This is a genomic window from Microbacterium sp. WHRI 7836, assembly GCF_040223885.2.
Lineage (GTDB): Bacteria > Actinomycetota > Actinomycetes > Actinomycetales > Microbacteriaceae > Microbacterium > Microbacterium oxydans.
The window spans coordinates 2306372-2319894 of sequence record NZ_CP168171.1 but is presented as its reverse complement, the minus strand read 5'-3'; the positions used below and the strand labels follow the sequence as shown (position 1 = coordinate 2319894).

At 70.1% G+C, this 13523-nt stretch carries 12 protein-coding genes; 8 read left to right on the top strand and 4 right to left on the bottom strand.

All coding sequences use genetic code 11. The features are described 5' to 3' along the window. Positions 1 to 3: 3 nt before the first annotated feature. Positions 4 to 1302, bottom strand: coding sequence for an O-antigen ligase family protein (locus ABRP18_RS11115; RefSeq protein WP_349884650.1), 1299 nt, complete (start codon positions 1300 to 1302; stop codon positions 4 to 6). Then, complete coding sequence (locus tag ABRP18_RS11110; RefSeq protein WP_349884649.1) at positions 1299 to 2714, bottom strand: O-antigen ligase family protein; 1416 nt, start codon at positions 2712 to 2714, stop codon at positions 1299 to 1301. Before ABRP18_RS11110 ends, ABRP18_RS11115 begins: the two co-directional genes overlap by 4 nt. A 69-nt stretch (positions 2715 to 2783) precedes the next feature. Here ABRP18_RS11110 and manA point away from each other — a divergent pair, with 69 nt between their 5' ends. The 4 genes from manA to ABRP18_RS11090 all read left to right on the top strand — a co-directional run bounded on the left by manA (position 2784) and on the right by ABRP18_RS11090 (position 8900). Next, positions 2784 to 3914 (top strand): mannose-6-phosphate isomerase, class I, encoded by a 1131-nt coding sequence (gene manA / locus ABRP18_RS11105; RefSeq protein ID WP_349884648.1) that lies wholly within the window; start codon positions 2784 to 2786, stop codon positions 3912 to 3914. Between the two features lie 162 nt (positions 3915 to 4076). Continuing rightward, positions 4077 to 4397 carry a WhiB family transcriptional regulator gene (locus tag ABRP18_RS11100; RefSeq protein WP_082682698.1) on the top strand — a complete coding sequence of 107 codons (321 nt, stop codon included), beginning with the start codon at positions 4077 to 4079 and terminating at the stop codon, positions 4395 to 4397. A 106-nt stretch (positions 4398 to 4503) separates the two neighbouring features. Further along, on the top strand, positions 4504 to 7518 hold the full coding sequence (locus ABRP18_RS11095; RefSeq protein WP_349884647.1) for a glycosyltransferase: 3015 nt from the start codon (positions 4504 to 4506) through the stop codon (positions 7516 to 7518). Continuing rightward, positions 7515 to 8900: a DUF5719 family protein gene (locus ABRP18_RS11090; protein ID WP_061017860.1), complete on the top strand. Its 1386-nt coding sequence runs from the start codon at positions 7515 to 7517 to the stop codon at positions 8898 to 8900. Before ABRP18_RS11095 ends, ABRP18_RS11090 begins: the two co-directional genes overlap by 4 nt. A 60-nt stretch (positions 8901 to 8960) precedes the next feature. Here ABRP18_RS11090 and ABRP18_RS11085 read toward each other — a convergent pair whose 3' ends face one another. Beyond that, positions 8961 to 9389: a hypothetical protein gene (locus ABRP18_RS11085; protein ID WP_227750927.1), complete on the bottom strand. Its 429-nt coding sequence runs from the start codon at positions 9387 to 9389 to the stop codon at positions 8961 to 8963. A 77-nt stretch (positions 9390 to 9466) separates the two neighbouring features. Between ABRP18_RS11085 and ABRP18_RS11080 the strand changes: the two genes are divergently transcribed. From ABRP18_RS11080 to ABRP18_RS11065, 4 genes are all read left to right on the top strand, one after another. Beyond that, positions 9467 to 9673 carry a DUF3499 family protein gene (locus ABRP18_RS11080; protein ID WP_021199833.1) on the top strand — a complete coding sequence of 69 codons (207 nt, stop codon included), beginning with the start codon at positions 9467 to 9469 and terminating at the stop codon, positions 9671 to 9673. 100 nt (positions 9674 to 9773) lie between these two features. Next, a complete protein-coding gene (locus ABRP18_RS11075; RefSeq protein WP_061017858.1) occupies positions 9774 to 10700 on the top strand; it encodes an efflux RND transporter periplasmic adaptor subunit in 927 nt (308 codons plus the stop codon). Continuing rightward, entirely contained in the window at positions 10676 to 11449 is a 774-nt protein-coding gene (locus tag ABRP18_RS11070; protein ID WP_349884646.1) for an ABC transporter ATP-binding protein, read from the top strand. Before ABRP18_RS11075 ends, ABRP18_RS11070 begins: the two co-directional genes overlap by 25 nt. Further along, entirely contained in the window at positions 11446 to 12660 is a 1215-nt protein-coding gene (locus tag ABRP18_RS11065) for an ABC transporter permease (protein ID WP_046749498.1), read from the top strand. The genes ABRP18_RS11070 and ABRP18_RS11065 overlap by 4 nt, the downstream gene beginning before the upstream one ends. Before the next feature lie 44 nt (positions 12661 to 12704). On the opposite strand, the gene ABRP18_RS11060 is transcribed toward ABRP18_RS11065, so the two are convergent. Then, positions 12705 to 13514 (bottom strand): RDD family protein, encoded by an 810-nt coding sequence (locus ABRP18_RS11060; RefSeq protein WP_193761678.1) that lies wholly within the window; start codon positions 13512 to 13514, stop codon positions 12705 to 12707. Positions 13515 to 13523: the final 9 nt, after the last annotated feature.

The window sequence follows — 13523 nt, the reverse complement described above, 5'->3', positions numbered from 1 at the left end:
CGGCTACTCCTGAGGGCGGAGCGTCGGTATGGCTCCCGTGTGTGCTGCATCGATGTTCTCGCGCCAGGAACGCGACTGGCCTGCACGCAGGGCGCACAGCACGAGCATGAACCATCCGGCGCCGACGAGCGTGAAGCTCTCGAACATGGAGTCGACCGCCAGCGTCACCAGCATGATCGGCGTCCAGGCGTACACGACGGAGCGGCGCGTGCTCGCTACGAGCCAGGAGCGGATGAGAGCGACGCCACCCAGCAGGAGGAAGAGCACCAGCCCCGCGGCGCCGAGCTGGAGCAGCACGTCGAAGAAGGCGTTCAGCGCGCTCTGATGGCGGTCGTCGAGTTGGAAGTTGATATAGGTGAACGGGTACTCGCCCCGTGCCCAGTCGCCGAACCATCCCCATCCCTGGACCGGTTTCACGGCCACGAAATCGAGGATCGTGTTCCAGAGCGAGCCGCGGATCGAGAAGTCGGAGCCCGCATCGAGCACGGCGATGATCTGATGGCGCAGCGCGAACGCCGCCGCAAGGGCGAGGGTGACGACGACGCCGAGCGCCCACTGCACGATCGTGCGCCGGTCGGCCGGGGTGTGGCGGACGATCGTGAGGGCGATCGTGACGACGCCGACGGCACCGGCGAGCACGAGGACCGTCGGGGAGGAGGACAGCACCGCCAGGAAGCTCGCGAGAGCGATCGACGCCACGGCGAGCGGGGCTTTCACGGACTGCGTGCGCCACTCGATCACGAAGGTGATCAGCGCGATCACCGCGATGAATCCGAGCATGTTGCGGCTGCCGAAGAGGCCCTGGATCGGGCCGCCGACGGCGAGATTCCCCTGGATCCCGAGGAAGGTGAAAGGCAGATCGAGCAGCACGCCGGACAGGATCTCCACTGCGAGGGACGCGGCCAGGAGCACCCGGAGCGTGTCGCCGATCGCGCGCACCGTCTGGAGCGTGTCGCGGACGTGGCCGATCGTGATGGCGAGGAACGCGAAGCCGAAGAGCGACATCCACCCGAAGATCGTGTCGGACTTGTCTGTGGTCCAGAAGACGCTCACCAGCGCCCAGGCGAGGAAGGCGAGCAATGACGACGGCGCGATGCGCAGCAGCGACAGCTCGTCGCGACGTATCCAGAGGATGGCCGCGCCCAGCAGGCAGAGCGCGGCGATGATCGTCGCCAGCGTTGTCGCCGACGTCATCTGCTGGATGGCATAGGAACCGAACACGGCAGCCAGCGCTGCGAGCGTGAAGGCGCGTGCCAGCTCCACGGAGCCGAGCAGCCGCACGATCGGGCGTGCCGGCGTCACGGCACCCGCCGCTGCCGAGTGCCGCGTTCGAACAGTAGGTCGCGCTCGCCGACGCCGACCAGGGGCACCGACTTGAGCTTGAACGACAGCAGCACGAGCAGCATCCAGCCCCACAGCATGATGGGCGTCGACTCGGTCAAGCCCTGCACGAGCAGGACCACCGTGAACAGACTGGGCAGCAGGGTCAACGGCGAGAACGGACGTGCATCATCGAGGTCCCAGCGGGGACGATCGACCGCGAAGAACCAGGAGCGCCACAGCAGCGTGCCGTAGGCGACCGCCATCAGCACCACTCCCACCACACCGAGCTGGAGCAGGACGTCGAGCCACATGTTGTGCGCGTGGAACACGGTGATCCCGTGATCGGTGATCCACCGGTCGAAGGCGGGATCATCGGGGATCCACGGGCTCGAGAACCCGTTGCCGACGATCGGGTGCTCGGCCGCCCGCTCCAGCACCTTGGTCCAGATCTTCTCGGATCGTCCGGTGAGGTCGCTGCTGCGACCGAGAAGCCCCAGCAGTGGCTCGCGCAGCAGCCAGATCCCCAGCGCGGCGACCGCCGCGCCGCCGATCGAGACCACGTAGATGCGGGTGCGCGCTCCCGGAGTGCGGGCCCGCCGCATCAGCAGCGCGACAGCGAGCACGACGGCGACCGCCGCCGCGCACACGAGGGCCGTCGCCGATGCGGTCCGGAACAGGAAGTACGCGGCGAGAAGCATCCACAGGGCCAACGTGGTGCGCCAGCGCGCCTTGGCTGCGAACAGCACTCCGAAGGTGATGATCGCGAAGAGCGAGATGATCGCGAGCAGATTCGCGTTCCCGACGATGCCCTGGATCCTGCCGCCGTCGAACAGGTTGTCGCGGACCCAGTACCACTGCGGATCGATCTTGCCGTCCGGGAGGGTGAGGAAGTTGGGCAGCAGCGGCCCGTGCAGCACCAGCGAGACCCAGAGCTCGATCGCCAGCGAGAGGCCGAGGATCCATTTGAATGCCGACGAGAGGGCACGGACGATCTCGTGCCAGGTGAGCACGTGGGCCAGGAAGAGCGCGTTCACCGTGACGGCGGCGAGAAGGATCCAGGTGACGACTGTGGGACCGCGCCACTGCGACCAGGCGACGGAGACGAGCGCGAAGGCGGTGTAGCCGAGGGCTGTCCAGGGCAGGCGCCGCCAGCGGAACGGCTGGGGGCGATTGCGGGCGAGCATCGGAATGCCGATGCTGAGAGTCGTGAGCGTGAAGACGGCGAGCGTCACGGCGGCCCCGTCCCGCCCGAGCAGGTTGTAGACCGCGGAGTGGGCGAAGGTCACGAAGAGCACGAGGATCGCATACCCGCGCAGCAGCAGATGCCCCGTCGACTCGCGCTCCGGCGCGGTGGGCGGGGCAGACACCGGATGCTTCGTGTACTGGGCCATCGCGTTCAGGCTACCGCGCCGTGCTCCGGGCGTCGCTGAACGCCGCAGCACCGCTCTACGCTGGGGTGCATGCTGCTGCGCCTCTCGAACACGCCCCGTGACTACGCCTGGGGATCGGACTCGCTTCTCGCCGGACTCGAGGGGCGTACGCCCACCGGTGCGCCGGAGGCCGAGGTGTGGTTCGGGGACCATCCCGGCGACCCCGCCGACGTCGCGGGCGGCGGCACACTCGACCAGATCACCGGGGGCACGCTCCCGTACCTGCTCAAGCTGCTCGCCGCGGGGAGCCCGCTCTCGATCCAGGTGCACCCGACGATCGATCAGGCCAAGGCAGGATGGGAGCGCGAGAGCGGTCTCGCCGCGGACGACCCTCGGCGCAACTATCGCGACGCCAGCCACAAGCCGGAACTCCTCGTCGCACTCAGCGAGCGCTTCGAGTCCCTGAGCGGACTGCGTCCCGTTCCCCGGACGCTCGCGTTGCTCGGCGCTCTCGAGGACAGCCACGGCGTCCAGGAGCTCCGGACGCGCCTGAGCGCGGAAGGCGACGTCCTGCGCGACGTGATCGCCTGGCTGCTCGGAGGCGGTGCACGCGCTGAGGTCGACGACATCATCGCCGCGGTCGTCGCTGCCTCCACCCGCGAAGACGCAGGGGAGTGGAGCACGACTCTGCAGGCGATAGCGAGCGTGGCGCAGACGTACCCTGGCGACCCCGGCGTCGTGGTGGCGCTGCTCATGAACCACGTCGTCCTCGAGCGGGGCGAGGGGATCTTCCTCCGTGCCGGCCTCCTCCATGCCTACCTCTCCGGTCTCGGCGTGGAGATCATGGCGGCGAGCGACAACGTGCTCCGCGGCGGACTCACTCCCAAGCGCATCGACGTCCCCGAGCTTCTCGCGATCCTCGACACCGCCCCCGGAGAAGTGCCGGTGCTGCGGGCGCGGGATGAGGGTCCCGTCACGCCGTATCCCGTTCCGGTGCCCGACTTCGCCCTCGAACGGGTCGTCGTCGACGGCGACCCGCTCACGATCGGGCTCTCCGGGCCCACGATGGTCCTCGCGACGGCCGGTGAGGTGACGGTGACCTCTTCACAGGGCGAGGCGCTCACACTCGCGGTCGGGACCGTCGCCTTCGCGGACTCCGCCGAGGAGGGGATCACCCTCACGGGTGCTGGTGAGGCGTTCGTTGCCGGACCCGGACGCTGACACGGGCTCATCGGACGCGATCCGACACGCCGGTGACAGGTCAAGAACCTTAAAGAGCTCCTTGAGGGTTTACGATCCGCGACTTGACCGGAGCGAATGACACGGGTGTAATTAGTCATGCGCACGGCCCGCCGGGGGGCGGAGACAGGGTTGGAGATCGAGATGACGGGATACCGTTCAGACGTACCGGAGAACTGGTTCGTCGATCCGATCAACCTCGGTGTTCCCGGGGTTCGACGCGCGGACACTGCAGAGGACGACAATGCCCTCGCCTGGCAGAGCGACGCGCTCTGCTCGCAGACGGACCCCGAGGCGTTCTTCCCTGAGAAGGGCGGCTCGACCAGGGACGCCAAGCGGATCTGCACCTCGTGCGACGTCCGTGGCGAATGCCTCGAATACGCTCTCAACAACGACGAGCGATTCGGCATCTGGGGCGGGCTCTCCGAGCGCGAGCGTCGCAAGCTCAAGCGCCGCGCCAGCTGAGTCGTCCATCGCTCCCGGAGCGAGAACCGCAGGGATGCATGGCTTCGCGGGCGCGCCGCGTCCAGTACGCAGACGTCGGGGGTCGCGCGCATAGGCTGACGACGTCATGCCAGCCCGAGTTCACGCCATCATCGTCGCGCGCACTGGATCGTCCTCCCGAGCGCAACTGCTCCGCACTCTCGACGCCCTCCGCGCTCAGACCACTCCCGCCGCCGCTGTAACGCTCGTCGTGTGCGGCGACGCATCGTCAGTGCGGGAGAGCGAGGCCGTCGCGAGCACCGTCGAGGGGATTATCGAGGCGCGCGCCACCACCTCCTTCGCCGAGGCCGTCGAGCTCGCGAGGCCCCGAGTCGCGGAAGGCTCGGCGATCTGGCTGCTCGCTCAGGACACCACGCCACACCCGCGGGCACTCGAGCGCCTGAGCGGGATGCTGGAGCGCTCGCCCTCCGCCGCGATCATCGCTCCCAAGCTCGTGGCCTCGGACAACGACCGCGAGATCGTATCGCTCGGCGTCAGCATGACCGCTCTCGGACGCTCGGTCGAACTCGCGGCCGGTGAACTCGACCAGGGACAGCACGACCGCTCGGACGACGCACTCGGCGCGGACGTGCGCGGTCTCCTCATCCGTGGCGAGGTCCGCGACGCCCTGCGGCCGGATCCCGCGCTCGCCGGAGCAGACGAGGGCCTCGACCTGGGAGTCCGCGCACGCTTGGGCGGAGGGCGCGTCGTGCTCGCTCCAGGTGCGCGGGTCTCCGTGTCGCCTGATGGCCCTGCCGCGCTGCCGTCCGGTCGATTCCGGCGCGCCTTCGTCACCCGGTTGGCGCAGCTCCATCGGCGCCTGGCTTATGCGCCTGCCGCAGCCGTACCTCTGCACTGGCTCAGTCTGCTGCCCCTCGCGCTGTGGCGCTCGATCACCGATCTCGTCGCGAAGCGCCCGGAAGCCGTGCTTCCCGAATGGGGTGCCGCGCTCACGGCGATGTCTCGGTTCGGCGCCGTCGTGCGCTCGCGCGCAGCGATTCGTGCGTTCCGCACCTCCAGCTGGGCCAGCATCGCGCCGCTGCGAGTGACGTCTTCGGAGTTGCGGCGACGGCTGGACGACGGCCACGGGAGCGAGGGCGGTGCGGTCAGCGAACTGCGCTTCTTCTCGGGGGGCGGCGCCTGGGCCGTGCTCGCAGCGCTGGTGGTCAGCATCGCCTCCTTCACGAGCCTGCTGGCATGGCCGACGCTGGGGGGAGGGGCACTGCTGCCCCTCCGACAGACCGTGGGTGCGCTGTGGAGCGACGCCGCGTGGGGGATGCGGGACGTCGCCCTCGACCTGGTCGGCCCTGCCGACCCCTTCGCGTCGGTCGTGGCGGTGCTGGGCTCGCTCTGGCCGGCCGGCCCCTCGTTCTCGGTGGTTCTGCTGTGGATCCTCGCGCTCCCGCTCGCCGTGCTCGGCGGCTGGTTCGCCGCGACGCGGGTGACCGACCGTGAGGGCCTGCGCATCTTCGCGGGAGTCGCGTGGGCTCTCGCCCCGACCTTCCTCACCGCGCTCGTCGACGGGCGCCCGACTGCGGTCCTGGTACACCTCCTGCTCCCGTGGCTCTTCCACAGCGCGGTGGTCGCGCATCGCTCCTGGGGTGCCGCGGGAAGCGCCTCGCTGCTCCTCGTCGCGGTCGTCGCCTGCGCTCCCTCGCTCGCCCCCGCCCTCGCACTGCTGTGGGTCGTCGCACTCGGCATCGTGCTGGGAACCGCGCAGTTCCGCGGCGCGGGCCGGTTGCTGTGGCTGCCGGTGCCCACGATCGTCCTCTTCGCGCCGCTCGTGTTCTGGCAGCTCGCACACGGCACGCCGTTGGCACTGCTGGCCGATCCCGGATTCATCTGGGCGGGCCCGCAGGTCGCCGCCGACGCCGCAGGGCGTCTCGCGCTCGCCGGCGGCTTCCCGACGCCGGCGCTGGCCGGATGGATGGAGATCGTCCCGCCGTCGATCGCCGTATGGGCTCCGTTGCTCTGCGCCCCCATCGCCGTGCTCGCGCTCGGAGCAGCGGTCGCGCCGCGCTGGCGTGCGGGGATCACCCTGCTCGTCGTCGCTGCATCCGGGCTCGCGACGGCCTTCCTCGCTGTCGGCGTCACCGTGAGCTTCGCGCAGGGAACTCCGGTCGCGATCTGGCCAGGGGCAGGGCTCAGCCTGGCCTGGATCGGCGTGGTCGGTGCCGCGGTCGTCACCTTGGACACCGCTCTCACCATGCCGCGGCTGCGGGTCTCCGCCGCGGTGGTCGCAGCGGCGGCACTGGCAGCATGCGCGGTGCCCGCGCTCAGCGCGCAGCACACCGACCGTTCGGTCCTGACCAACGGGCCGGATTCGACGCTGCCGGCATACGTGGCAGCACAGGCGGCCGGTGATCGCTCGATCGCCACTCTCGTGCTGACCCCCCAGAACGACGGCGGCCTCGCCGCTGAGGTGACGTGGGGCGCGAGCGAGACCCTCGGTTCGCAGTCGACCTTGACCTCCACCGCCGTCGAGCCACGGGGCGCCGACATCTCGACGCTGGCCGTGGACCTCCTTTCCGCGCGCGACTTCGACGCGCCGGGTGCCCTCGCGGAGACGGGGATCAGCTACGTGCTCGTCGCCCAGGTCCAGGGAGAGGGCGACAAAGCGAGGGCTCTGCGCACCGAGGCCGTCGCAGCGATCGACCAGCGTGCCGGCCTGGTGCACGCGGGGACCACCGACCGTGGAGTGCTCTGGCGGCTGGAGGCCGAACCTGCCGAGCAGCCCTCCCTCACCTCCGCCCAGCAGGGCACGGCACGACTCGTGATCACCCTGCAGCTGCTGGCGGTGTTCGCCGCCCTCCTGCTGTCGATCCCGACGAGGGCATCGCGCCGCGCCGCACGCTCCCGCTCCCGGATCGTCGGTCGTGTGCCGGACGAGCCGATCGTCCTGCCGAGGCACAGGGAGGACGCTGACCTCATCGACGAAGCTCCGGTGGGGACGATCGAGGACCCGCAGGACGAGCCCGCACTGAACGAGGATGCCCTCGCGCCGATCGCCCAGCCGACCAGCGACGAGCCGTCTTCGTCTGGCACAGAAGCGTCGACGGACCGCGGTGAACGACGCCCGACCTCTACCGAGGAGGACCGATGAGCAGTGGCAACCGCGCATTCCGAGTCGCCGCGACCGGTGCCAGGGTCATCACGGGCGTGGCGGTCATCGCCGCGTGCGTGATCGGTGTCGCGACGGCGGTGCACGCCCCGTGGCCTGTCGTCGCGCACGATCCGGCACAGGTCGAGGTCACACCGGTCCCCGGTGACAGCATCCTCGTCTGCAACGGTGACCTCCGTGCACTCGGGCGCGACGCCGCGGCCCCGCTGGACATGCTCCCCGCAGCCTCCCCGTCCCTGACGACAGGAGGTACCGCGGGAGCTCCGGAAGCGGATCGGCTCGCGGTGACGGATCTGCCGGAGGCCGAGGGACCGGAACGGCTCACAGGGCGGGTCGACGGGCGCACGGCACCGCTGATCGCCGGAGCGGAGTCGATCACGATCGCGGCCGACGACCTCGCGGGATACGCCGCCCTGCCGTGTGGTCAGCCGCGATTGGAGTCGTGGCTCGTCGGAGGAAGCATCGACACCGGGACGGAGGACATCGTGACGCTGACGAATGCGGCCGATGTCCCGTCCACGGTCACGCTGTCGGTGTACGGACCCGCGCGGAGCACGCGGACGGTGATCGTCCCCGCGCGCTCGCAGACGGCCCTTCCCCTCACCTCATTCACCACCGGCAACGACGTGCCCGTGGTGAAGGTGAGCGCGGTGGGAGCCCCGGTGCGCGCAGCCCTCCAGTCATCGCTGGTGCGGGTTCTCGATCCCGCGGGCATCGACCTGCAGGACTCGGTCCCCGGGGCGCAGCAGAGGCTCGTGTTCACCGGGGTGGAGGCGTTCCCGGCCAGCGGCGACGACTCCGAGATGACTGTTCTTCGCGTTCTGTCGCCGGGCGTCGGCGCTCGCGTCCAGGTCAAGGTCCACGCCGAGGGGGAGGCGGGTCTGGCCGATGAGTTCACCGTCCCGCTCGAAGCCGATCTCCCGTCCCAGGTGTCCCTGTCCGGTCTCGAGCCGGGTCGGTACACGGTCGAGGTGGAAGCGGACGTGCCGCTCATCGCCGCCGTCCGACAGCAGGACGGATTCGGGCTCGACTCGGACTTCGCCTGGGTGATGCCGGCTCCTGAGGTCGATGTCGATGTGGTGTTCGCCGTGCCGTCCGGTCCGGCGGCCAGACTGCAGCTCGCCAACACATCCGACGCTGACGCCACCGTCACACTCGAACCCGTGGACGGGGGGCAAGCGCAGGAGATCGTCGTCCCGGCAGGCGAGACCGCCGGGGTCGCCGTCGCGGGGCGTACGACCTATCGGATGCAGACGACGGCGCCCGTGCACGCTGCGGTGGCGCTCACGGCTCCCGGCGCCATCGCGGTGATGCCCATCCAGACGAGCGCCGGCGGAGAGAAGCCGATCACGGTCTATCCCTGAGCGGCGCACCGCGTTCGGGCCGACATGCCGGCAACGACTGTCGTGGCGTTAGTCGTGGTGTCAGTGGTCGTGGCCGAGGTCCCACGGCTCGCGGCCGACGTACTCGGCCGCTGCCCGGAAGACCGCGCTCTCGATGGCCATGCGCCGGTGCGCGGCATCGTCGTGCCCAGGGGGCAGGAGCCGTTCGATGGGGAGTCGGAACAGCACGATGCGCCGGTTCTCGCGGTCGAGATACCACCGGGGCACTTCGTCGGTCGCGTCGAACCCCGGGATCGCGCCGATCTCGAACCGGACGTCCTGCAGTTCGGGCCAGGTACCGCGGAGGAACTCGACGGCCGTGCCGACCGTGAGGTCGAACCGGTCGATGCGTCCGTCGAGAGGAGCCAACGGCGGACGCACGACCTCGCTGCGGCCCAGGCGACCATGTCGCCCATGCCGCGCACCGCGCCGAGGAGCGGCGGTGGCGGGGGTGGCGCGTCGACGAGGCATGACGAAAGTCTAGGCGGTGGCGGCTCGCCCGGCGCGGCATCCGTCGCCGCGTCGGAGTGCGCCGTACGCTGGCGGAGATGGACGGACGACTGTGCTCGAAGGTCGGCTGCGCGCGAGAGGCCGTGGCCACCCTCACCTACGACTACGGCGATCAGATGGCGGCCCTCGGCCCGCTCGGCGCTGCGAACGATCCTCAGGCGCATGATCTGTGCTCGCCCCACGCCGACCGGCTCTCGGTGCCCGCCGGGTGGCTCGTCGTCCGTCACGAAGCACTGCGCGCCTGACACCGGTGGATCGACACGCGGTCACAGCCGAGCGCTGAATTCCGAAGTCTGGATACGCTGACCGCAGGCGTGCCAGGGCGGCGCGGCCGGAAAGGCACTCGTGATCGTCTGGCGTCGCTGGATCTTCCCCCTGCTTCTCGTCGTGGTCTTCGGCGCGTGCGCCGCGGCTCTCGTCAAGATCGCGTTCTTCCCCGACCGCGCGGAGAGCGTCGTCAGTCCGGAGGCCGGGATCACGGATCCCGTCGTGGCTGTCGAGCGCGGTTCGGTCGTGAACGCGCTGAGCCTGAGCGGGAACGTGGCGCGCGACGACGACTTCGCCGTCCGGGGTGAGCTCAACGGCACCGTCCTCGCCGTGCACGTGGGGGAGGGGGCGACCGTGACCGCGGGGCAGAAGCTGTACACCGTGCGTCAGGAGGAGCCGCGCAAGGACATCGACGTTCTCGCGCCCGAAGCCGGCGACGTGTCGGAGTTCGCCGTTGTCAAGGGCCAGGCCACCACGGTCGGCACCGAGACGTACAAGCTCACGCCAGCGCGCTACCACCTGCTCGCCACCGTCGACCCCGTGCAGCTGTACCGGCTCGTCAATGCTCCCACCGAGGCCACGGTCACCATCACGGGCGGCCCTGCCCCGTTCGCGTGCACCGGTGTGGGAGTCCAGGTGACGGCGGAGGGCACCGCGAATGTGCGCTGCGCGATCCCGGTCGACCAGACGGTCTTCGCAGGTCTCCCCGCGAAGATCGACCTCGCTCTCGGCCAGGTGGATGACGCGCTGGTGATCCCGGTCACCGCCGTCCAGGGCGGTGCGGGGTCGGGGAAGGTCTGGGTCGACGCCGGTGACGGCTCCGACCCCGAGGAGCGGGCGGTGACTCTCGGCGTCAACGACGGCGTCATGGTCGAGGTGACGGAGGGTCTGGCGGAGGGCGACAGCATCCGTCAGTTCGTGCCCGGCTTCGTCGCGCCGGTCGAGGAGTTCTGCTACGAGGTCTCCCCGGGCGTGGAGCAGTGCGACACCGGGACCAGCTGGTGAGCCTGGTCGCGCTCGACGACGTCTCCAAGAGCGTCCTGCTCGCCGACGACTCGCGCCTGGAGATCCTTCGGGGCGTCACCCTCGAGGTCGGAGCGGGGGACCACGTCTCCATCGTGGGCCGCTCGGGGTCGGGGAAATCGACGCTGCTCAACATCCTGGGGATGTTGGATGCGCCCACCTCCGGCTCCGTCGCGTTCGAAGGTCGGGAGGTGCGCCGGATGCGCTCCGGTCGCCTCGACCGCCTTCGCGGCGACAACGTCGGCTTCGTGTTCCAGCAGTTCAACCTCCTGCCGGGGCGTACGGCGATCGACAACGTGATGATGCCGCTCGGCCACGCGAAGGGGCGGATGTTCTGGAACCGTCGCCAGATCGCGGCCGACATGCTCGAGCGCGTCGGGCTGGGGCATCGCGTCGACCAGATCGCCGACAACCTCTCCGGCGGTGAGCAGCAGCGTGTCGCCATCGCGCGGGCTCTCGTCCGCAGACCGGTCCTGATCCTCGCGGACGAGCCGACCGGAGCCCTCGATATCGACACCGGGGCATCGGTCATGTCGCTGCTCGACGAAGTGGCGACGGAGACCGACGCGGCACTGGTCACCATCACGCACGATCTCCATGTCGCTGCGCGGGCGCGTCGCCACTACCGACTCGACGCCGGACGCCTGGAGATCGCCGACCTCAGCCGCGCCTTCGAGGCGTCGACCCTCGCCGCCCCCGTGCCCTCCGCCGCACCGGAGGTGGTCGCATGACCGGTTTCCTCGGCGCCCTCTCCGACGCCTGGGCCGAGATCCGTGTGCACAAACTGCGCGTGCTGCTCAGCCTCATCGGGATCGCCGTGTCCGTGGGCGCGCTCACCGCGGTCGTCGCGATCTCCGAGTACCAGCGACAGTTCCAAGCCGAGCAGTCCGACCGGTGGGGCGGACGAGCGGCCACCGTCGTCGTCGCGGTCAACAGCGACGACGGCACGCCCGTCGACGCCGACGAGTTCGATGCCCGCTTCGACCGCGTGTCCGAGCGCTTCGGGTTCAGCCACACGGCGCGCATCTCCCAGGGCGTGATGCTCGACGTCCAGCTCCCCGACGGGATCGTGCAGGTTCCGGCCCGCGTCATGGATCCCGCGTTCTCGCAGATCCATCGCGAGCGCCTCCTGGAAGGGCGGTGGTTCCTCGATTCCGACAGCGAGGCGATGGCCCCGCCCGTCGTCATCACGGAGCCCCTGTGGGACCGGCTGGGGCGTGTGCCGTTGTCGCAGCACCCGACCGTGACGCTCGGCGGCCCGGCCGGCGGGACGTACCAGGTGATCGGCATCACTCCGCGCCAGGGCATGGGCGACGAGGAGATGCGCGTCGATGTGCTGTACGACTCCTACCGTGCCCGCGTGGATGCGCTCCCGACCGATGCGTGGACGCAGTACGAGATCTGGATGGGGACCGGCCAGGTGGATCGGATCGCCCCGGTGCTCGCGATGGACCTGAGGGCGGGGCTGCCCGAGGGCCAGACGGTGTCGGTGAGCAGGTCCGACTGGGCTGCGCAGCCGGGGGCTCTGGATGCGCAGGCGACGTTCGAGATGGTCACCGGTGGTATCGCGGCCCTGATCCTCGCCCTCGGGGCGCTCAGCCTGATCAACATCCAGCTCGTGGCGATGCGTCAACGCGTTCGGGAGATCGGGGTCAGGCGCGCTTTCGGTGCGAGCTCGGGGCGGGTCTTCTTCGCGGTGTTCCTGGAGAGCCTCGTGGCCACCACGGTCGCGGGAGTGATCGGGATCGCGATCGTCGTCGCGGTGCTGCGCTCGGAGTGGATCATCACGTCGATGTTCTACGGGATCCAGGACATCCCGCCGTTCCCGATGCGCGCGGCGCTCATCGGCCTCCTCGCGTCGGTCATCGTCGGTGCGGTGTCCGGGTTCATCCCCGCGCTGGTCGCTCTCCGTGTCAAGGTGATCGACGCGATCCGCTTCTGACGCACGCGTGAAGGTGCGGAGGACGCCGCGGTGACCGGCGCCGTTCAGACGCCGACGCGCCGCCCGGTGAGCCGTTCGGCGCGACGGTCGGAGTTCTCCAGTGCCCGGCGTTCGCGTTCCCGGCGCAGGACGGTGATACCGATCAGCGCCTGCTCCGGCGGAGCCGGAGGCAGCGGCGAGACGAAGGGAGTCGCCTCGGTCAGCAGATCGAGCGCGACACGTGCCCGTGCCGCAGGAATCATGCGGGGGGCGCTCTGCAGGAACTGGGAGATGCGCCGCGCGAGCCGGTCGGGGAGCCGAGCGACGTCGGCGATCTGGGCCCAGCCGCCCAACGACGGAGGAAGCACGGGTACGTGCGACACGAGAGCGGGGGTGCGCACGCGCTGACTGTAGGTGCCGGCGACCAGGTCGCCCAGGCGCTGCGACCGCGCGTTGAACGCGCCGGTGAGCACCGCCACACCGCCGAAGGTCATGTAGATCTCCAGCACGCCGAGGAGGGCGCGGATGAAGGCGTGTCGGAACCCCGCGGCGCCTCCGTCCACGCGCACGATGCGCCCGCCGACCGCGAGCTTGCCGAGGCTGCGTCCCTTCAGGGCGACCTCCATCGTGATCGGCAGCACCACGAAGCTCACCACGAAGGCCGAGACCACGGCGATCCGATCCGTCGTCTCGTCGAGCACGCCGGCGTCGAGCAGCCAGATGCGCAGGAAGATCCACAGGAGGAACACGGCGTATCCGAGGAGCATGTCGATCGCGGCGCCGAGCGCTCGGAGCAGGAAGCCGATGGGCTGCACGTCGATCGCCACGGCCTCGCCGGAGAGCACCTCGTCTGCAGCATCGATCGGGGTGGACATGAGTACAGT